General features: G+C 64.7%; 18 protein-coding genes. 8 read left to right on the forward strand and 10 right to left on the reverse strand.

The genetic code is table 11. From position 1 onward, the window contains the following. Window positions 1–158: 158 nt before the first annotated feature. The 6 genes from ASH00_RS03780 to ASH00_RS03805 all read right to left on the reverse strand — a co-directional run bounded on the left by ASH00_RS03780 (window position 159) and on the right by ASH00_RS03805 (window position 5967). Entirely contained in the window at window positions 159–866 is a 708-nt protein-coding gene (locus tag ASH00_RS03780) for a hypothetical protein (RefSeq protein ID WP_056545173.1), read from the reverse strand. 158 nt (window positions 867–1024) lie between these two features. Continuing rightward, a complete protein-coding gene (locus tag ASH00_RS03785) occupies window positions 1025–2167 on the reverse strand; it encodes a ThuA domain-containing protein (RefSeq protein ID WP_056545175.1) in 1143 nt (380 codons plus the stop codon). 170 nt (window positions 2168–2337) lie between these two features. Next, window positions 2338–3288 (reverse strand): hypothetical protein, encoded by a 951-nt coding sequence (locus ASH00_RS03790; protein WP_056545177.1) that lies wholly within the window; start codon window positions 3286–3288, stop codon window positions 2338–2340. After that, complete coding sequence (locus ASH00_RS03795; protein ID WP_056545179.1) at window positions 3285–4373, reverse strand: Gfo/Idh/MocA family protein; 1089 nt, start codon at window positions 4371–4373, stop codon at window positions 3285–3287. Before ASH00_RS03795 ends, ASH00_RS03790 begins: the two co-directional genes overlap by 4 nt. Before the next feature lie 97 nt (window positions 4374–4470). Then, entirely contained in the window at window positions 4471–4812 is a 342-nt protein-coding gene (locus tag ASH00_RS03800; RefSeq protein WP_056545181.1) for an L-rhamnose mutarotase, read from the reverse strand. A gap of 156 nt (window positions 4813–4968) precedes the next feature. Next, on the reverse strand, window positions 4969–5967 hold the full coding sequence (locus tag ASH00_RS03805; RefSeq protein WP_056545183.1) for a LacI family DNA-binding transcriptional regulator: 999 nt from the start codon (window positions 5965–5967) through the stop codon (window positions 4969–4971). A 251-nt stretch (window positions 5968–6218) separates the two neighbouring features. On the opposite strand from ASH00_RS03805, the gene rhaI reads away from it, so the two are divergent. From rhaI to ASH00_RS03840, 7 genes are all read left to right on the forward strand, one after another. Next, window positions 6219–7385, forward strand: coding sequence for an L-rhamnose isomerase (gene rhaI / locus ASH00_RS03810; RefSeq protein ID WP_056545186.1), 1167 nt, complete (start codon window positions 6219–6221; stop codon window positions 7383–7385). A 2-nt stretch (window positions 7386–7387) separates the two neighbouring features. Beyond that, window positions 7388–9424, forward strand: a complete 2037-nt coding sequence (locus ASH00_RS03815) for a bifunctional rhamnulose-1-phosphate aldolase/short-chain dehydrogenase (RefSeq protein WP_056545188.1) — start codon at window positions 7388–7390, stop codon at window positions 9422–9424. Window positions 9425–9434: 10 nt separating this feature from the next. After that, on the forward strand, window positions 9435–10877 hold the full coding sequence (locus ASH00_RS03820) for a rhamnulokinase (RefSeq protein ID WP_056545190.1): 1443 nt from the start codon (window positions 9435–9437) through the stop codon (window positions 10875–10877). Between the two features lie 13 nt (window positions 10878–10890). Further along, a complete protein-coding gene (locus tag ASH00_RS03825; RefSeq protein ID WP_082565869.1) occupies window positions 10891–12000 on the forward strand; it encodes a Gfo/Idh/MocA family protein in 1110 nt (369 codons plus the stop codon). Continuing rightward, window positions 11993–12898, forward strand: coding sequence for a PmoA family protein (locus ASH00_RS03830; RefSeq protein WP_056545193.1), 906 nt, complete (start codon window positions 11993–11995; stop codon window positions 12896–12898). The genes ASH00_RS03825 and ASH00_RS03830 overlap by 8 nt, the downstream gene beginning before the upstream one ends. A gap of 44 nt (window positions 12899–12942) precedes the next feature. Continuing rightward, entirely contained in the window at window positions 12943–13632 is a 690-nt protein-coding gene (locus ASH00_RS03835; protein ID WP_056546612.1) for a cupin domain-containing protein, read from the forward strand. A gap of 170 nt (window positions 13633–13802) precedes the next feature. After that, window positions 13803–14720 (forward strand): DMT family transporter, encoded by a 918-nt coding sequence (locus ASH00_RS03840; protein ID WP_235563144.1) that lies wholly within the window; start codon window positions 13803–13805, stop codon window positions 14718–14720. A gap of 4 nt (window positions 14721–14724) precedes the next feature. On the opposite strand, the gene ASH00_RS03845 is transcribed toward ASH00_RS03840, so the two are convergent. Further along, complete coding sequence (locus ASH00_RS03845) at window positions 14725–16044, reverse strand: hemolysin family protein (RefSeq protein ID WP_056545195.1); 1320 nt, start codon at window positions 16042–16044, stop codon at window positions 14725–14727. A 186-nt stretch (window positions 16045–16230) separates the two neighbouring features. On the opposite strand from ASH00_RS03845, the gene ASH00_RS03850 reads away from it, so the two are divergent. Beyond that, window positions 16231–16647, forward strand: a complete 417-nt coding sequence (locus ASH00_RS03850; RefSeq protein WP_056546619.1) for a YkvA family protein — start codon at window positions 16231–16233, stop codon at window positions 16645–16647. Window positions 16648–16729: 82 nt separating this feature from the next. Here ASH00_RS03850 and ASH00_RS03855 read toward each other — a convergent pair whose 3' ends face one another. From ASH00_RS03855 to ASH00_RS03865, 3 genes are read right to left on the reverse strand one after another with little or no spacing between them, the layout of a single operon-like run. Beyond that, window positions 16730–17560 carry a DUF1206 domain-containing protein gene (locus ASH00_RS03855; protein WP_056545196.1) on the reverse strand — a complete coding sequence of 277 codons (831 nt, stop codon included), beginning with the start codon at window positions 17558–17560 and terminating at the stop codon, window positions 16730–16732. A gap of 53 nt (window positions 17561–17613) precedes the next feature. Next, window positions 17614–18258 carry a dihydrofolate reductase family protein gene (locus ASH00_RS03860; protein ID WP_056545198.1) on the reverse strand — a complete coding sequence of 215 codons (645 nt, stop codon included), beginning with the start codon at window positions 18256–18258 and terminating at the stop codon, window positions 17614–17616. Next, window positions 18255–19352, reverse strand: coding sequence for a PLP-dependent cysteine synthase family protein (locus tag ASH00_RS03865; RefSeq protein ID WP_056545200.1), 1098 nt, complete (start codon window positions 19350–19352; stop codon window positions 18255–18257). Before ASH00_RS03865 ends, ASH00_RS03860 begins: the two co-directional genes overlap by 4 nt. Between the last annotated feature and the right edge of the window lie 49 nt (window positions 19353–19401).

Consider the following 19401-nt stretch of genomic DNA (forward strand, 5'->3'; position numbering starts at 1 on the left):
GTTCGCGACCGGTCAAGGTTTTTCCAAGGTCGATGTGCTGGGGTTCCCGTTCGCCGGGCGGCAATCTGGTTTCAATCCGCTGACGGCCCGAAATTCGACCGGACCTGCGTCCCGCATCCGTGTGCTTACGAGCGGATTAGCTCCGCGTGGTTAGGCGACTACTCCTCTGGCTCTTCGGGCTCCCGGAACTCCAACGGGACCGCGTCGGGGTCACCATCCGGAGCCAGGAAAAGGTGTACGTGCGAGCCGCCTGACTCTACGGCGAGGGTATCGAGCTGCGCTGCCCCGGCTTGCCATAGGCGTACGGCCGCGTCGCGTCGCTCAGCCACTGTGCTTGCAAGCACAGTCTGCTCGTCGTCGGGCGCTGCCAGAAGGTGCTCGTATCCAGCCGCCGTCGACAGGAGCAACTGCGCGGCGCCGATGAAGGCCTCCCGCGCAACCGTCTGTTCAGATGTTCCTTCGTCGACGGTTTCCAATGCAGACACGGCAAGGACCAGCTCGTGGTTCCACCGGTCCACGTCACTGACACTGGCTGGGGCCGGACCCTCGCCCTCCTGCACCGGTACAGCGGCAGCGAGTTCCTGCAGCACCTGCGCCATCCGCCCCTGCGCTTCTTCGGCTGCTTCGGCCAGATCGGCATTGAGCTCAGCCCCTTCGCGCTCCTGCCCCGCGGCCAACTGTTCAGCTATCGCTTCGATGGAACCGGCTTCGGGCGAAGCGGCTTCAGAAGGACCGGCTTCAGAAGGACCGGCACCTCCTGCGGCAAGTGCAACGGTGAGCACAACGGTAACGGCTATCAGGACCGAGGCCGCGGCGGCGACGGTAAGGACCCGCGCCTTGCGGGAGCGACGGAGTGAATTTCTCAAGAGGATCGATGACCTTCCGACGTTGAATGAGCGACGTGCGGCCAGAACTGGTTGCGCGGCTATGCTGCGCAACCAGTTCCGGCCATGCTGCGTGAGGATAATCGGCGATGCCGCCGAACTGGCGCGTTACGCAGCGGCCAGCGCGGCGGAAGCCGGGGTTACTTCAACTCGCTCTGCCAAACCTGCAGGTCCTGCACCTTGCCGAGCAGCAAGCTGTGGGCGTCTGAGCCACGGTTGACGTGCGCCCTAACCTGGGCGGCAGCCGCGTTGAGCTTCTCCGCAGCATCGTCATGCGAACCGGCCTCGGCGAGTGCCCGCGCCTTGTCCAGCTGCTTTCCAATCTGGGTTGCCGCCTTCGATGAAATAGCTCCTTCAGCGAGCAGGTCCGCCGTCGTTGTTTCGACCTCATTCCAGGTGACACAGTCACCGCCGCCGTTCACCGCTCCGGCTGACCAGGCAATGCCGCCCAGCAGGTGCTCGAGGAAGACCGGGTCAACGTACGATGCCTCAGTGTGACCGCCACCGGTGTACCAGGAGCGGGCGGACTCAAAGTTATGGCACCAGGACAGCGGGTGGTCGGAACCCATGGCGTTACCGCCCGGGTTGTACGTGGTTTCGTCGAGGTTGGTGAGGACACGGACGGCATCGCGGGGGCTCTGGTTGAAGTTGTACCACTCGTCGAAGCGCGTCCAGGTTCCTGACAGGTGCTCGGTCGAAGGATGAGTGCCGTCTTCCACTACCTGAACGGCTGTTTGCTGGGCAGGATGGCTGACAAACCGCGCACCCCCGCCGGTGAGTTCGCTGTACCAGGGAACGGTGTGCATGGAATCCGTTGCCGCATGGACGCCGGCAAAGCCACCGCCGGAGCGGATGTAACCCTGGAACGCCTCCAGTTCACCCTCGTCGAGCAGCGTCGGTGTCGCAGGGTTGAGGCTGTTGGTGCCATCGACGGTGGAAACGAAGACGATGGTCTCGTACTTTGCAAGGTCCGATGCGCTGGTGAACGGTGTGCTTGGCAGCGTGCGGTCAGGCTGCCCCTGGTTTCTCGGCGAGGTTGGCGGATCCCAGACGTCGACGCTGAAACCGTTGGCGTCGCCGAGGGCCATAATCGCCGTAGTCGCCTCATCGATGCTGCTGTGACGAAAGCCCGTGGTTTTGCCGACAACGAGGACGTCGTAGTCCTCAGTCACCTCGGTCTGGACCGGCGCGGACTCGGCTTGCGCCGGAGCCGTTGCCAGGGCCGGCACAACGAGTGCCGCTCCAAGTATTCCGAGGGCTGCCTTACTGGTGTATCGCTTCATTGCGCTCCTTTGTTGTGGCTGTGCCCTAAGTCGCCGAAACACTGGGGACGGGCACCAGGATCAGCTGCCGGTTCAACACCTACCTCACCATGAACGGTCTCGGAGATTGTTGATTCGAACAACTTAATGCCAGTAAATCGCCTGTTACGCCGGAAAGCTACCCTCTGGCGCTATTTGTCCCGCATATTTCTTTCCGGCATGCGTCGGCCCAACGCGATTACCGGCGCATCACGGTCACACAGCAGCACGCCGGCCGCAACCCACAGCCGCGCCTGATGCACCTCCGACCGGCGCAGCGCGTCTGCCTGCAGTTCGACGTCGTTGCTTCCGTCCCATTCCGGGTGGGTGAAGTAGAACGCAACGGCTTCAACACCGCAAACAACGACGTCGGCATGCCTGCCTACCTGCCTATCCTCCGGATGCACGCCGGCCGAATCGAGGATCAAGCCCTGCACCGACCAGGAAAGACCGTCATCCGAACGGTAGACGCGCTGGCCGCGCCACTCGTCCACGATCATCCAGAAGAACCCGCCCAGCTCGAAGACGTTCGGGCCCTCATGGGGCGCACCACCGATGACCTGCCCTTCGACGGACCAGTTGTCCCAGTCGGGACTGACAGCGGCGTAGGTAGTGGATGCTTCCGCCTCATCCTTGTACCAGAGGCGCAGGAGACCGTCGGCGGTCCGGGCGATGGCCGCATCGATCACGTAGTTCGAACTCAGCTCAAGGAAGCCCCGGTGCTTCCAGTGCTCGAGGTCGTCGCTGACCAGATGCACAATGCGCCGCTCATGGCCGACCCAGGTGGAAGGCACGCCCCGAATCCACGTGAGGTACATGTGGTAGCGGGTTCCGTCCCACGCGACCTCGGGCGCCCAGTGGGTGTTCGGGCCGGGCTCCCCAGCCGGGTCGAGACCGTCGACCACACCGCGGTAGAGCCAGCGCGCGCCGTCGTCGGATACGGCCGTGCCAATCCGGCTGCCGTGCACCCACTCGACGCCCGCGCCCGAATCGGCGGGGCGCCGCTGGGTGTAAAACATCCACCACTGTCCGGTCTGCTCGTTGCGGATGACCGACGGATCAGTCGGCCCGCCGAGCGGGTCGGCGAGCAGCGGTGCGCTCACCGACCGGGACGCAGATCCGTTACGGGAGCGCGCATGCTCCCGCGAAAGTCTGGCGCAGCGAGTTCCCCGCGGGTTACGGGAGCACCCCGCCCGGCCGATGCGTAGAGGGCAGCAACAATCTCGATAGCACGTGCAGGATCAGCGGCGACCGGCGGAACATCGGCCCCGGCAAGCAGTGATTCGTAGACCTCGGACAGGAGCACATCGTGCCCGCTCGGCACCTCATTCGACGGCAGCGCCCACGACGCCGCCCGTTCCGCACTGATGTGACGGGCCGGCGTCAGCTTCCAGCTCGCGTGGTTGTGGCCATAGAGGTGCTCGAGCTCGATGGTGGCGTGCTCCGTGTCGATGCGGATCAGGCTCGACTCCCGCGGCGCGAGCACAGTGCTCAGAACCGACGCGACGGCGCCGCTCTCGAAGACGACGACGCCGCACGAGGTGTCCTCGGTCTCCACCTCCCGGTCAAGCCGGAACAGCTGGCCGGACACCGAGCTCCACTCGCCGAGCAGGTAGGAGAGCAGGTCGATCTGGTGAATGCCGTGGCTCAGCGTGGTGCCGCCACCCTCGGTCTCCCACGTTCCGCGCCACGGCACGTCGAAGTACTCCGGACCGCGGTACCAGTGCGTGTGGCAGACAGCGGTCAGCGGCCTGCCCAGTTCACCCGACTGCAGCAGGTTCCGGACGTGAGTGGCGGCCGTGCCGGTTCGCTGCTGAAAGACGACGGCCAGCTTGCGGTCTGCCGCCACGGCGTGCGATCGCATGGTGTCCACCTCGGCGAGGGAAAGCGCAGGCGGCTTTTCGGCGATGACGTGAGCACCGGCGTCGAACGCTGCTTTTGTCTGTTCCGCATGTCCCGCCGGCGGAGTGCAAATATGCACGACGTCGACAGCCTCCTTGGCCAACAGCTCCTCCAGGGTGCCGTACCCGGCTGCGATTCCGTGCCGGGCGTTGAAGTCACGGACCCGCTCCTCGCTGGGGTCGGCTGAGGCAACCGCGGTGACGCCGTCGATCGCGGCAAGCGCCTCGGCATGGAGGTGCGCCACGGCGCCGGTGCCGAGGATGGCGGCGCGGAGGGTACGGGTCATTGGAGGGACCTTTCGAGTCAGGATCGCCGGTGCGTGGCACGTTCGTGGGGTCTTCCCGGCGAACCTGCCATTTTCCGGCTACTTTGCGGGCTGATGATCATTCGGCGTGGGCGTCGAGCTGGTCCTCGAGGTGAAAGACCTCCTCGATCCGCACAAATCCTTCGTCCGGCCGGCCGTCGAGCTCCACGAAGAACTCGCCCATCTCGGCCTGCCAGCGGGCATTGACGTCGGTCTCGGCCATAGCGCTCTGGGCTGCGGCGAGGTCATCCGACTCGACGTACCCGATCAGGAGGCCATCCGGCCGGAGGAAGAGCGAGTAGTTGTTCCAGCCGGTGTCCTTGAGGGCGCGGAGCATGTCCGGCCAGACGGCGGCATGGCGCTCCTTGTACTCCTCAAGGCGGTCGGGCTTCACCTGCAACTGGAAGCAGACGCGTTCCATAGTTCTCCTCGTCGAGCGGGTATGAATCGTTTCATGGATGCTACCACTGCGACTTGCCAGGGAGCTCGCCTGCCCGCAACTTTTGCGCACCTACGGTGACTCAAATCGGCGTCGGACTCGCCGGAGCTGCGCAAAAGTTCCCAAGAATGCGACGGGCTAGAGAGTGCTCCCCCGGCTGACCAGCTCCGGCTGGAAGATGACCTGGCGGCTCTCGGGTGAAGTCCGGTCAATCGCCTCAAGCAACAGTTCGACGGCGGTGCGCCCCATCAGCTCCGTTGGCCGCCGCACTGTGGACAGCGGAACAACCGCGGACTGGGCGAAATCGATGTCGTCGTAGCCGATCAGCGCGAGGTCCTCCGGAATCCGCAACCCGCGGATGAGCAGCACAGCCTGCATCACGCCGATGGCCAGCAGATCGTTGGCGCAGAAAATGCCGTCCGGCAGGCCTTCCCTGCCGCGCTCCGCAAGGAGTTCACCGGCCGCACGCCCCGCCAGCACGGTCATCGCGGCGGCTTCCACCACCTCGAGCTCGGCATCCGGGTACTCCTCCACAGCCTGCTGCGCTCCGGTCAGGCGGTCCGCAACCTGCTGGATGTCGGTGGACGCTCCGATGAACGCGATGCGCCGCCGCCCGCGCGAGAGCATGTGCTTCACCGCCATGTAACCGCCGGCGACATCATCCACTGACACTGAACTGACCCGGCGCTGCGGGTCCACCCGGTCCACCAAAACCACGGGCACGCCGTGAGCGCGCAGCTGTTCGAGCCGGGAATCGACGTTACCTACCGGCGAAATCAGAACACCCTTGACCCGCTGCTGCTCGAACACATCGAGATAGCGGCTTTCGCGGCCGGCGTCATGCCCACTGTCCCCCAGCAGCACGGTGCTGTCCGACTCCGCCGCCCGGTCTTCGGCGGCGCGCGCCAGCGAAGAGAAGAACGGATTACTGACGTCGAGGACGATGAGCCCAATGGTGCGGCTGAGCCCGGCACGGAGCTGGCGAGCGGCATCATTGCGCACGAAGCCCAGTTCCGAGATGACGCTGAGCACCCGCTCGCGGGTCTTTTCAGCTACGCGGTCCGGGTTGTTGAGCACGTTCGATACTGTGCCCACGGCAACCTGCGCCTGGTCGGCAACGTCTTTGATACTGACCATCCGGGCAGACCCTCGTTTCCTGGAAGTGACGGGCTGTAGACAAGCGATGGATGAAAATGTGCACTCTTCACGAGAATGCTTGACACCACTTATCGCCAAGGATACCTTTGAAACGTACTAATGAATCGATTCAATATTTGATTCATTACCTGACCGTCACCGCCGCCTCCTTCAGGCCTAGTGAAAAGTCAGTGCAAAACAACGACGATGCGCGCGGGCTTGCAGCCGGCAGCTGTAAATGGAGAGTAGTTATGGTTGACCTGAGCCGCATAACGCCAACCCTGGAGAACCTCGCTATTGAGGTGCCGTCCTGGGCCTACGGCAATTCCGGAACCCGCTTCAAGGTGTTTCAGACTCCCGGCACTCCGCGCACTGTGCAGGAGAAGATCGCCGACGCCGCCAAGGTTAACGAGCTGACCGGCCTTGCGCCCTCCGTTGCCTTGCACATTCCCTGGGACAAGGTGGCAAACTACGGCGCGCTTTCTGACTTCGCGCAGGGCCTCGGCGTCAGGCTGGGAACGATCAACAGCAACACGTTCCAGGACGACATCTACAAGTTCGGGTCTCTGACCCACAGCGACGCCGCCGTGCGGAACAAGGCCCTCGACCACATGTACGAGTGCATCGACGTCATGAACGTCACCGGTTCACAGGACCTGAAGATCTGGCTGGCTGACGGCACCAACTACCCCGGCCAGGGCGACATGCGCTCACGCCAGGACTGGCTGCATGATTCCCTGCAGAAGGTTTACGAGCGCCTCGGTGATGACCAGCGCATGGTCCTCGAGTACAAGTTCTTCGAGCCGGCTTTCTACCACACCGACGTCCCTGACTGGGGAACTTCCTACGCCCACACCCTGGCCCTCGGTGAGAAGGCCATGGTCTGCCTCGACACGGGCCACCACGCACCCGGCACCAACATCGAATTCATCGTGGCGCAGCTGATCCGCCTGGGCAAGCTCGGATCCTTCGACTTCAACTCGCGCTTCTACGCGGATGATGACCTGATCGTGGGGGCAGCGGATCCGTTCCAGCTGTTCCGCATCATGTACGAGGTGGCCCGCGGCGGCGCTCTCGACCCGGCTGCCAACGTGGCGCTGATGCTGGACCAGTGCCACAACCTCGAAGAGAAGATCCCCGGCCAGATCCGCTCGGTCCTCAATGTGCAGGAGATGACCGCCCGCGCGCTCCTCGTCGACCGTGACAAGCTGACCAAGGCCCAGGAAGCAGGCGACGTGCTCGGCGCCCACGCCCTCTTCATGGACGCCTTCTACACCGACGTCCGTCCGGCACTTGCCCAGTGGCGTGAATCCCGCGGACTTCCCGCGGACCCCATGGCTGCCTACGCGGCCAGCGGCTACCAGGAAATCATCAACGCTGACCGTGAGGGCGGGCAGCAGGCAGGATGGGGCGCGTAACCATGACTAACCAAACCGTTCAGGACCTCATCAACCGCTCCAACCGGCTCGGTGCGGACAAGCGCAACACGAACTACGCCGGCGGCAACACCTCCGCCAAGGGCAGCGACACCGACCCCGTCACCGGCGAGAACGTCGAGCTGCTCTGGGTGAAGGGCTCCGGCGGTGACCTCGGCACCCTTAAGGAACAGGGCCTGGCCGTACTCCGCCTCGACCGTCTCCGTGCCCTGACCAACGTCTACCCTGGCCTTGACCGCGAGGACGAGATGGTCGCGGCGTTCGATTACACCCTGCACGGCAAGGGCGGCGCGGCACCTTCCATCGACACCGCCATGCACGGCCTCGTCGACGCCGCACACGTTGACCACCTGCACCCGGATTCCGGCATCGCCATCGCCACCGCGGTCGACGGCGAAGCACTCACCGAAAAGATCTTCGGCGACAAGGTGGTGTGGGTGCCCTGGCGGCGTCCGGGCTTCCAGCTCGGCCTGGACATCGCCGCAATCAAGGCCGAAAACCCGCAGGCCGTCGGCACCATACTCGGCGGGCACGGCATCACCGCGTGGGGTGAAACCTCCGACGAGGCCGAGAACAATTCACTGTGGATGATCGAAACCGCCGAGCGCTACATTGCCGAGAACGGAAACCCAACGGCGTTCGGTGAGCCCCTCGACGGCTACGCCGCGCTCTCGTCTGAGGCGCGCCGTGCGAAGGCCGCCGCCCTCGCCCCGGTGATCCGTGGCCTGGCCTCCACCGACCGCGCGCAGGTGGGGCACTTCACCGACGACGACGCCGTTCTGGACTTTTTGAGCGCAGCTGAACATCCGCGCCTGGCGGCACTAGGCACTTCCTGCCCGGACCACTTCCTGCGCACCAAGGTCAAGCCCTTGGTCCTGGACCTGCCCGCGGACGCCTCCGTCGAGGACTCCATCACCCGGCTGAAGGAACTCCACAAGGAATACCGCGCGGATTACCAGTCCTACTACGAGCGCCACGCCCAAGAGGATTCCCCGGCCATGCGCGGAGCCGACCCGGCAATCGTGCTGATCCCCGGCGTCGGAATGTTTTCCTACGGTGCCAACAAGCAGACCGCTCGCGTAGCCGGTGAGTTCTACATCAACGCCATCAACGTGATGCGCGGCGCTGAGGCGATTTCCACCTACGCCCCGATCGATGAGTCGGAGAAGTTCCGCATCGAGTACTGGGCGCTGGAAGAGGCCAAGCTCGCCCGGATGCCCAAGCCGAAGTCCCACGCCACCCGCATCGCACTGGTAACCGGCGCGGCCTCGGGCATCGGCAAGGCCATCGCCACCCGCCTCGCAGCGGAGGGCGCGTGCGTGGTTATCGCCGACCTGAACCTCGAAAACGCCGAGAAGGTCGCCGAGGAACTTGGCGGACCGGACGTCGCCATCGGCATCCAGGCCGACGTCACCAATCCCGAGCAGGTCCAGCAAGCAATCAACGCCGCAGTCCTGGCCTTCGGCGGACTGGACCTTGTGGTCAACAACGCCGGGCTTTCGATCTCCAAGCCGCTGCTGGAGACCTCCGAGAAGGACTGGGACCTGCAGCACAACGTGATGGCCAAGGGATCGTTCCTGGTCTCGAAGGCCGCCGCGCAGGTCCTCATCGACCAGGAAATGGGCGGGGACATCATCTACATCTCGTCCAAGAACTCTGTCTTCGCCGGGCCGAACAACATCGCGTATTCAGCCACCAAAGCCGACCAGGCCCATCAGGTGCGTCTGCTGGCCGCTGAACTCGGCGAGTACGGCGTCCGCGTCAACGGCATCAACCCCGACGGCGTGGTCCGCGGCTCCGGTATCTTCGCCGGCGGCTGGGGAGCCAAGCGCGCCGCGGTCTACGGGGTGGATGAAGAAAAGCTCGGCGAGTACTACGCCCAGCGGACCCTGCTCAAGCGCGAGGTGCTGCCCGAGAACGTGGCGAACGCGGCCGCGGTCCTCACCTCCGCCGAACTGTCCCACACCACCGGGCTGCACGTTCCGGTCGATGCGGGCGTAGCCGCCGCCTTCCTCCGGTAATCGGCTCAGCATGAAGTCGGTATACGCAGCCGTCGATATCGGTGCCTCATCCGGCCGGGTTATCCTCGGCCGAATGGGCACCGACGGCCCGTCACTTGAGGTCATCCATCGATTCCCGAACGGCGTGCAGGAAATCGACGGCGCCCTCCGCTGGGACATCGACGCCCTCTTCGAGGAGGTGCTGTACGGCCTCACCCTCGCCCGCGAACTCACAGACGCAAAGGGCGAACGGGTGGTGAGCATCGGCGTCGACACCTGGGCCGTGGACTACGGATTAGTGCACGACGACGGCGCTCTCGCCTCCCAGCCGCACAGTTACCGTGACTCGCGCACGACTGGGGTTCTCGATCGGGTGCACGAAACCGTTCCGTTCGAGCAGCTGTATGAAACCACCGGGCTCCAGTTCCTGCCGTTCAACACTGTCTACCAGCTGGCGGCTGAACCCTCCCTTGAGAACGTCCAGGCGCTGTTGATCCCGGACCTGCTCGGCTTCTGGCTCACCGGCGAACGCCGGACCGAAATCACGAACGCCTCAACCACCGGACTGCTCGATGCCGCAACGGGCAACTTCTCAAGCCACCTTCTCGATGCCGTCGACATTCCGCGGAGAATCTTCCCGACGCTGATGGAACCGGGGGAAACGCTGGGCACCCTGCTGCCCTCCATCACCGAACGGACAGGGCTGAATTCCGCCACCACGGTCATCGCCGTAGGCTCCCACGACACAGCATCCGCCGTGGCCGCAGTGCCCGCGGGAGTAGACAACTTTGCCTACATCTCCTCCGGCACCTGGTCGCTGGTGGGCGTCGAACTGTCCGAACCGATCCTCAGCCCGACCAGCCGCGCTGCGAACTTCACGAATGAACGCGGCGTTGACGGCACCATCCGGTACCTGCGCAACTGCGGCGGACTGTGGCTGCTCCAGGAGTGCCTGCGTGAGTGGGGGCGATCCGTGACCCTCGAGCAAGTTCTCGCTGAGGCTGCCGAGCTGCCGACCGGCGGTCCGCGAATCGACGCCGATTCCGACGACTTCATCGCGCCAGACAACATGCCACACCGCATCCGCAGCGCGGCGGGCGAAGCGCTTGAGTCTCCTGCCGCCGTCGTTCGCTGCATCCTGGACAGCCTCGCGCGGGTGTATGCACGCACGCTCGAGCAGGCGGCAGAACTTAGCGGTAAGCCGATCGACGTCGTGCACATTGTCGGCGGCGGTTCGCAGAACCGGCTGCTGTGCCAGCTCACCGCGGACGCCACGGGGCTTCCCGTTCTTGCCGGGCCGGTGGAGGCCACGGCCCTTGGCAACGTGCTGGTTCAAGCGCGTGCCGACGGCGCACTGGGCGCGGGAGCTCTCGGTGCCGGAGCCACGCTGGACGACCTCCGTACCGCCGTCCGGAGCACAGCCCAGACCACGCGTTATGAACCTGCACGACAAACCGAAACAGCACTGACCTAGCAAAGGATCCGCAGTGGCAGTTCGCACCAAACCCATCCGTACCGCCGTCGTTGGAGGCGGAGGCATCGCGCAGGGGCAGCACCTTCCCGGGCTGCGCGTCCTCGGCGATCGGGTGGAGATCGCAGCCATCGTCGACATGGACGGCGACCGGGCGCGGGAAGTTGCAGCAGAGTGGGGCGCGCCTTCCTCCAACACCTCCGTGGCCGCGATGCTGGAGGAGGTGCAGCCGGATCTCGTGCTGGTGTGCACGCCGCCCGGCTCGCACACTGACGCGGTCATCCGCTCGCTCGACGCCGGAGCCTCAGTCTGGTGCGAAAAGCCGCCGACCCTTTCCCTGGCCGAGTATGACGCCATCCTCGAGCACGAAGGCGCCGCGGGCCCGTATGCGTCCTACGTCTTCCAGCACCGCTTCGGATCGGCGGCGCGCACGCTCCGCGCGCAGATCGCCGCGGGGGATCTCGGGGCGCCTCTCGTGGGCATCTGCCACACGCTCTGGTACCGGGACGCCGCCTATTACGACGTCGCGTGGCGGGGTAAATGGGAGACCGAGGGCGGTGGACCCGCCATGGGCCACGGCATCCACCAGATGGACCTGCTGCTGTCCCTGCTGGGCGACTGGACCGAAATCAGCGCGACCATGGCGACCCTGGGCCGTGATGTTGAGACCGAAGACGTCTCCTTTGCCCACGCCACCTTCGAAAGCGGCGCCATTGTCTCGGTTGTGAACAGCGTGCTGTCGCCGCGGGAGACCAGCTACCTGCGCTTCGACTTCGCCCATGCCACCGTGGAGGTCGAGCACCTGTACGGGTATGACAATTCGCACTGGAAGTGGACGCCCGCGCCGCACGTCGATGCGAACACTGTGAGCTCCTGGGCGCCGACGCAAAACTTCGCCAGCTCACACGCTGTGCAGTTGGAGGAACTCGTGTCCTCCCTCGAGCGCGGCGAGCGCCCCGCGGCTTCCGGGCACGACGGACGGCGTGTGCTTGAGCTGATCGCGGGCCTGTACCAGTCGGCCATCACGGGCAAGCGGGTGCAGCGCAGTGAGCTGACCCGGGATAATCCGTTCTACTGGTCGATGAACGGTGCTTCCGCCACATTGAAGGAGACACTCGATGCCTGAACTGCAGCTACGCCGTCCATCCAATAGCGAGCTGGTGATTTCCTGCGGCGCCGTTGACCTGGCGACGTACGTGTTCATCCCGCCCGCCACGCGCTCGGAAGCACCGAAGCCGTACCTGCATCCGCTGCGTACCCTGAGTGGTGCGCCGCTCACCGGCTTCCGGCCCTGGGATCACCGCTGGCACAAGGGCCTGCAGATGACCTGGTCCCATGTTTCGGGGCAGAACTTCTGGGGCGGACCAACGTTCTCTCCGGAGACGGACTACCAGTGGCGGGACAACCTCGGTTCGATCGAACACGAGGGGTTCCCCGGGATGTCCGCTGCCGAAGACAGGATCACGGTCGGCGAGACCCTTTCCTGGCGTAACTCCGCCGGCGAGCGCTGGCTCTCCGAGGAGCGCGAGACCGTCTTTTCCAACGTCGATGTGCAGGAGCAGTCCTGGCAGCTGGACTTCACCACCGAGTTGACCAACATCTCCGAGCGATCGCTTGATCTTGGCAGCCCTACCACCCATGGCCGCGCCAACGCCGGGTACACCGGGTTTTTCTGGCGCGGCCCGCGTAGCTGGACCGGGTGTTCGATCATCGGTCCGGATGGTGCTGAGCGTGAAACGATGATGGGCACCTCTGCGCCCTGGATTGCCCTCGCCGGGCAGAATGACGAGCTCGACGGCGGTGCCACCATCGTGGCGCTCGCCGGGACGTCGTCGTCGTCGGTTCCCTTGAAGTGGTTTGTCCGCAGCGAGCCGTTTGCGGCGTTGGCGCCCTCCCCCGCTTTCGACGAGGAGATCACGCTGGCGCCCGGGGAGTCCCTGCGGCTCCAGCACCGGTACGTCTTCGTGGACCGGATCTGCGAGCGCGACGACGTCGAGCGGATCGCGAAGGGCGCCTCCCTGTGAACGGATCGCCGCGGCTGCTCCCTCTCTTTCCGGGATCGGTCGGCATGAGCGACCTGCGGGTGTACGAGTGGGAGACCTCCGACGGTCACCACGGCGGGACGCCGCACCTGCATACGGTGTCGAACGAGGGTTACGTGGTGATCGGCGGATCAGGTGAGGTGCACACGCTCTCCTCCGAGGGCTATGCGCGGGATCCGCTGAGTGCCGGATCGGTGCTGTGGTTCAGCCCGGGGACGGTGCACCGGCTCATCAACACAGGCGACCTTCACATCCTCACGGTCATGCAGAACTCAGGGCTGCCGGAGGCCGGCGACGCTGTGCTGACGTTTCCGCTCGAGATCGTTTCCGACGCCGAAAGGTACCGGTCAGCGGTCACGTTGCCCGAGGGCACCGAGGCGAAGCGCGGCGAGGCGGCCCGCCGTCGTCGTGATCTGGCGATCAAGGGCTATGCGGAGTTGCTTGCTGGATTGGAGGAAGGCGACCGCCGACCGCTCGATGCGTTCTACGCCGCAGCTTCCGCACTGGTGCAGCCTCGTGTGGAGGAGTGGACGAAGCTGTGGACGGACACGGTGCTTGCCGACGTCGAGACAACCCGATCGCAGCTGGCAGCCCTTGCGGAAGGGGACGCTTCGCACCTGGGTGATGCCGCCGTCGTACGTGCCGTCCCGAGGCCTGAGCCGCGAGCCTTCGGAATGTGCGGGCGCCTGGGGATCTGGGACGCCGACCGGCGCTGAACCCTGCGCACCGCTACCGCAAAAGTGCCGGTGAGTGGCAGGATCGTGGGGACGTCCCCACGATCCTGACAATCACCGGCGCCTTTGCGCCCGACGTGCCCGTTTTCGAGGAGACACGCCGGGATTGTTTGCGTGGATAGGCTTATTCGCATGACGCCGAGCGAGCAGCAGTGACCCACCATCCGGGTGCCGGCATCGGCGCCGTTTTTGTCCTGATTGCGGCGGTGCTGTGGGGAACCACCGGCACCGTTGCCAGCTTCGCGCCAGGCGTCGGCCCGCTCGCTATCGGCGCGGCGGCAATGGGGGTCGGCGGCCTGCTTCAGGCAGCCCTCGCCGGGCCGGCGCTGACCCACGCCCGCCACGAATTACGACGGCGGTGGCCCACCATCGCGCTCGGCGGAGTCGCCGTAGCTGTGTACCCCCTCGCCTTCTACAGCTCCATGCGATTGGCCGGTGTTGCCGTGGGTACCGTCATTTCGATCGGCTCGGCGCCCATCGCGTCGGCGGTCATCGAACGCGTCATTGACGGGCACCGGTTGACGCGGCGCTGGGCGGTGGGTGCCGGCGTCGGGCTGGTGGGAGTAGTGCTGCTTACCTTCGTGGAGCCGGCGCAGGCGGCGGGTGCAGGCAACACCACTGCCGGGATTTTGCTGGGGCTGCTCGCCGGGGTCACGTACGCGCTGTACTCGTGGGCGGCACACCGGACTATGCAGCGGGGCGTGCGTTCCAGGGTTGCAATGGGTGCGATCTTCGGGGCGGGCGGTGCGTTGTTGATGCCGGTGCTCGTGCTCACCGGCGCGCCGTTGCTTGAGTCGTGGCACAACTTCGCTGTGGGCACCTATATGGCGCTGGTGCCGATGTTCCTTGGCTACGTCTTCTTCGGCCTCGGTCTCGCGCGGGTGATGGCAAGCACGGCGACCACGCTGTCCCTGGCGGAACCGGTGGTCGCGGCGATGCTCGCCGTCGTCATCGTGGGTGAAAGGTTGCCGGCGGCAGGGTGGATCGGCGTCGGACTCGTGATTGCGAGCCTTGCAGTCCTCACCGTGCCCGTGCGGCGCAATGTTCGCACAGCGGTTGGTGTGCCCTAGCGACCTAGGCCTGGCCGTCCAACTCCTCCGGCACCTCGATCCGGGTGACACGGACACGTTCGATCCGATGGCTCGCCATCTCCGCCGCTTCGAAACGCAGTCCCTCGATTTCTACGCTATCGCCGGTCTTCGGCATTCTGCCAAGCCGGTCAAGAACCAGGCCGGCAAGCGTCTCATATTGGCCGTCGTCGGGAAGGTCCACGCCGATCTCCTCGGAAGCCTCTTCGATGATCAGACCGCCGTCCAGCACGACGCTGCCACCGTCACTGAGCGTGTGCCGTGCGGATGCGTCAGCCTTCTCGTCGTCGTACTCGTCATAGATTTCACCGACGAGTTCTTCGAGGAGGTCTTCAAGTGTGGCAATACCGTCAGTGCCTCCGTATTCATCGACGACGAGGGCTATGTGGTGCCCTCCTCCACGCATTTGGCTGAGTGTGGGCAGAATTCGGTTCGAACCCGGCACAGCGAGGATCGGCCGGGTGATTGAGGCAATGGCATCACCGCCGGATCCTTCGTGGCTGAGGAGGTCGCGGATATGAATGAAACCAACGACGTCGTCGATGGACTCTCGGTACACCGGGTACCGCGTGTAGGGGAGGTCACGGACTGCCTCAGCAGCTTCACTCAACGGCATGGTCTCGGCGAGGAACTCGACGTCGGTGCGTGGTCGTTTAACCTCCTCGATCAGGCGTTCTCCGATGCTGAAGGCGTCAGAGAGAATCTGACGGTGTTCCCGCCGCAGGTCCGGCGTTTCCTGAACCAGTTGCCGCAATTCCGCGGCGGTGTACTCCTCGGTGGTGGCATTCGGATCCCCGCCGACCAGCTTCACGACGAAGTTGGTGGACACCGAGAGTAGCCAGATCACGGGGCGCATCACCCGGGCAAACAGGTTGAGCGGGGGCGCAAGGACCTTCGTGAAGCCGACCGCACGTTGCATCGCCAAGCGCTTGGGAGCAAGCTCGCCGAGGACGAGGGATAGGTACGCGATGACCAGAGTCATCAGAATCAGGGCAACCGTATCGGCAGTGCCGTCCGGAATGCCGATGTCGATGAGTAGCGGGGCGAGATCGGGGGCAAGCGTCGAGGCGCCGTAGGCCGATGAGAAAAATCCTGCGAGCGTGACGCCGATCTGCACGGCGGAGAGGAAGAGATTAGGATTACGGACCAATTTGGCGGTCCTCATCCCCTTGGGCCCGGACTCCTCGATGCGCTTGATCTGGCCTTCGCGAAGATTGACGATGGCCATCTCGGTGCCGGCGAAAACGCCGCCTATCAGCACGAAAACGAGAACCAGCAGGGCATTCAGGAGGGTGTCGGTATCCACTACGCCACTCTATCCGTGGCGACTCGGCCTACTTCGGTTGTTCAGTCACCGCGAAGATGTACTCAACGCCGGCGGCAGGTTCACCGCTGAACGTCATGAAGTAGCCGGTCTGTGCCGGGGGCACTGGGCGTGGACGACCCGGCAGTCGCGCCCGCGATCAGACACGCGGCGCATAGGGTTGGCAGCATGTGGTGGGAACCTGTAGTCGCTATCCTGGCGGGGCTCCTCGTTGTGTACGTGGTGGCGCTCGTGCTCCTGTATCTTTACAGCCGCCGACACCCCGAAACGGTCAGCATGCGCAGCGCTCTGCGACTCCTACCCGATCTGCTCCGGCTCTTCCGTTCCCTGTTGAGCGACCGGAAGGTCCCGCGATCGATCCGGGTGCTCATCGTGGTGCTACTGGCGTACCTGGTCCTGCCGATCGATCTCGTACCGGATTTCATTCCGGTGCTGGGGTACGCCGACGACGTCATCATCGTCGCCATTGTGCTCCGTGCAGTGATTCGCCATGCAGGACCGGAACTGATTACCCGCCTCTGGAAGGGCGACGACGACGGCCTGCGCCTCGTTCTGCGGCTGGCAGAAGTCCGTGAACGTCCCTGACGTCCAAACTTTCGGGCAGATCTGGTGCCTTCAGGTCGCTCGAAGTCGCCGGACCTGCGCAAAAGTTCCAGAAACGGGTGGGCTACATCCGCCCGAACTTCGCCCGCAGCAGCGCGAAAATGCCGTAGCAGATGAGGCCCACGGCAATTGAGACAAGCAGCGCATCGCCGAATGGGTGGTCCGTCAGCGCCTTCAGGCTGCCGTCGAGTCCGGTGGACCGGCTTGGGTCGTGGGTAATCACAGCGGTAACGAACAGGATGCCCACCAGGATAAGGGCAATCCCCTTTGCAACGTGCCCGATAACCCCGAGCACCTCGATAAGAGCGCCGCGGTGCGTGTCTTCGAAATGCCGGAGCTCGGGCCGGAACTTCCGCAGCAGCCCCTTGAAGACGAAGTGGACGCCGATTCCGAAGACGGTCCCGCCCACGGCAAGGATAACGAAGTTGCCAGGAGGCGAGCCCATCATCGAGGCGGTGAAATCCCTGGTGGACTCGCTGGAATCGACTTCCCCGCCAAAGGCGAACCGGGCAAAGGTGACAGCCATGGTTCCGTAGATGATGCTCAGCGATCCGGAGGAAATTGTCTTGGAGACCCGTTCTCCCGTGGGGAGGTGGCGCGCACGCAGGGTCCCTTCGCTGAGCTGCCAGGCAGCGAGTCCGAGGCACCCGATCGAGCAGGCCCACATGGTCCAGGGACCTGAGGTTCCGCCCGCCAGCTGTTCCAGCGCACCAGTGGTTTCCGCCTCGCCGCTGCCCCCAAACGCGATCTGCAGGGCGATGATGCCAATGAGGATGTGAACCACCGCAAGAACGGCGAACCCAAAACGGGCGACGACGTCGAGCGCCTTGTGGTCCGACACTTCCTCCGCGGTGTCCGCGGCTCCCCGTGCCGACAAGTTCTCATCCGTTGACATGCCACGCTCCTGCACTTCCCTGAAACAGGGTACAACCGCAGGCGCCCTGCTGCTCAGCGCCGCCAGAACAGGTGATGGGTCACGCCGCTGGCGCTGGGAACAATGTCGAGATGGAAGCGGTCGAGCAGCTCCTCGGGCGATTCCCACAAGCGCGACCCGACTCCGAGTTCAAACGGCGAGACAGCTACATGCATCGTGTCTACGAGATCCGCGTCGAGGAACTCCCGGATGGTGATCGCTCCCCCACCGAGCCGGACATCCTTGCCGTTGGCTGCCGCCCGAGCTTCCGCCAGCACCGTTGCCGGATCAGCGCCGGTGAAATGGAAAGTGGTGTCGGAAAGAGTGAAGGATGGCCGCTCATGGTGGGTCATCACGAACACTGGAGTGTGAAAAGGCGGTTCGTTGCCCCACCAGCCCTGCCAGTCCTCGTTCTCCCAGGGCCCACGGTGTGGGCTGAACTTGTTTCTGCCCATGATCTCCGCCCCGATGTTGTTGCTGAAATCCCGGGTGAAGTAGTCATCGAGGCCACGGGTTCCGCCGGGTTCGGTTCGGTTGGGCCAGCTTGCCGTTGCCCCTGCCCAAGCGAACATTGCGCCCGGATCCGCGTGGCCGAACGGCCTTTCCAGGCTCTGGTTCTCACCCGCTCCGAAACCGTCACTGGAAACACCGAAATTCTGCACCTTCAGCAGCTGGTTCACCTGATACTCCTCATCGTGGCAACCGGCCACTCCCCGGTTTCGAAAAGATCCTCCAGCAGCCCGAGCGCAGGCTCCGGATCCAGACCGCGCGCCGCCAGCCAGGCGTCGTCGTTATAGGAACACGCATAACGCTCACCCGAGTCGCAGAGAAGGGAAACGATACTCCCCTGCTGACCCGCTGCCTTCAGTTCGGCGACGAGCTTCCACACTCCCCACAGGTTGGTCCCGGTGGACGGACCGGCCGAGATACCCGTCCAGGCGCGCAGGTGCCGCGAAGCGGCTACCGAGGCGGCATCGGGGACCTGGATCATCGCGTCAATGACTGAGGGAATGAAGCTCGGCTCCGGCCTTGGACGGCCGATCCCCTCGATCCTCGACGGCTTCCCGACGGCCGCGACACCTTCCGCCCAGGTGGGATAGAAAGCCGAGTTTTCCGGGTCCACCACGGCAAGCCGCGTGGGGTAGCGGTTGTAGCGGAGGTACCTGCCGATGGTGGCGCTGGTTCCACCGGTTCCTGCGCCGACCACCACCCAGTCCGGGACAGGGAACCGCTCATGCTCCATCTGCCGGAAAATCGATTCGGCGATGTTGTTGTTGCCGCGCCAGTCCGTGGCACGTTCCGCGTAGGTGAACTGGTCCATGTAATGGCCGCCGGTCTCCGTCGCAATGCGCTCGGCTGCCGCATACACTTCCGAGGCCCCGTCAACGAAGGAGCACGTTCCTCCATACTGCTCGATCAGCGCAATTTTCTCGGGACTGGTGGAACGGGTCATCACCGCAACGAACGGCAGCCCGAGCAGCTGCGCAAAGTACGCCTCGGACACTGCAGTGGATCCACTGGACGCCTCAACAATGGTGGCGCCCTCCCGGATCCAGCCGTTCACGAGTCCGAAAAGGAAGAGCGACCGGGCAAGGCGGTGCTTCAGGCTTCCCGTCCGGTGCGTTGACTCGTCCTTGAGGTAGACGTCAATCCCCCAGCTCTCCGGCAGAGGCAGTGCAAGCAGGTGGGTGTCAGCGGACCGGTTGCCCTCGGCCTCGATGCGCCGGATGGCCTCATCCGACCAGGCGCGGTCAGCAGCAGCGGAAATCGTCATATGTGCACCTTACGGATTCGCGCCGACAAAGGAACAACAGACGACGGCG

The organism is Arthrobacter sp. Soil782 (genome assembly GCF_001428435.1).
GTDB classification, from domain to species: Bacteria; Actinomycetota; Actinomycetes; order Actinomycetales; family Micrococcaceae; genus Arthrobacter_D; species Arthrobacter_D parietis.

Coding starts and splice junctions, on each gene's coding strand:
- ASH00_RS03830 (WP_056545193.1), top strand. CDS start 11,993: ATGCCTGAACTGCAGCTACGCCGTCCATCCAATAGCGAGCTGGTGATT.
- ASH00_RS03855 (WP_056545196.1), bottom strand. CDS start 17,560: ATGTCAACGGATGAGAACTTGTCGGCACGGGGAGCCGCGGACACCGCG.
- rhaI (WP_056545186.1), top strand. CDS start 6,219: ATGGTTGACCTGAGCCGCATAACGCCAACCCTGGAGAACCTCGCTATT.
- ASH00_RS03865 (WP_056545200.1), bottom strand. CDS start 19,352: ATGACGATTTCCGCTGCTGCTGACCGCGCCTGGTCGGATGAGGCCATC.
- ASH00_RS03795 (WP_056545179.1), bottom strand. CDS start 4,373: ATGACCCGTACCCTCCGCGCCGCCATCCTCGGCACCGGCGCCGTGGCG.
- ASH00_RS03800 (WP_056545181.1), bottom strand. CDS start 4,812: ATGGAACGCGTCTGCTTCCAGTTGCAGGTGAAGCCCGACCGCCTTGAG.
- ASH00_RS03785 (WP_056545175.1), bottom strand. CDS start 2,167: ATGAAGCGATACACCAGTAAGGCAGCCCTCGGAATACTTGGAGCGGCA.
- ASH00_RS03820 (WP_056545190.1), top strand. CDS start 9,435: ATGAAGTCGGTATACGCAGCCGTCGATATCGGTGCCTCATCCGGCCGG.
- ASH00_RS03815 (WP_056545188.1), top strand. CDS start 7,388: ATGACTAACCAAACCGTTCAGGACCTCATCAACCGCTCCAACCGGCTC.
- ASH00_RS03850 (WP_056546619.1), top strand. CDS start 16,231: ATGTGGTGGGAACCTGTAGTCGCTATCCTGGCGGGGCTCCTCGTTGTG.
- ASH00_RS03805 (WP_056545183.1), bottom strand. CDS start 5,967: ATGGTCAGTATCAAAGACGTTGCCGACCAGGCGCAGGTTGCCGTGGGC.
- ASH00_RS03835 (WP_056546612.1), top strand. CDS start 12,943: ATGAGCGACCTGCGGGTGTACGAGTGGGAGACCTCCGACGGTCACCAC.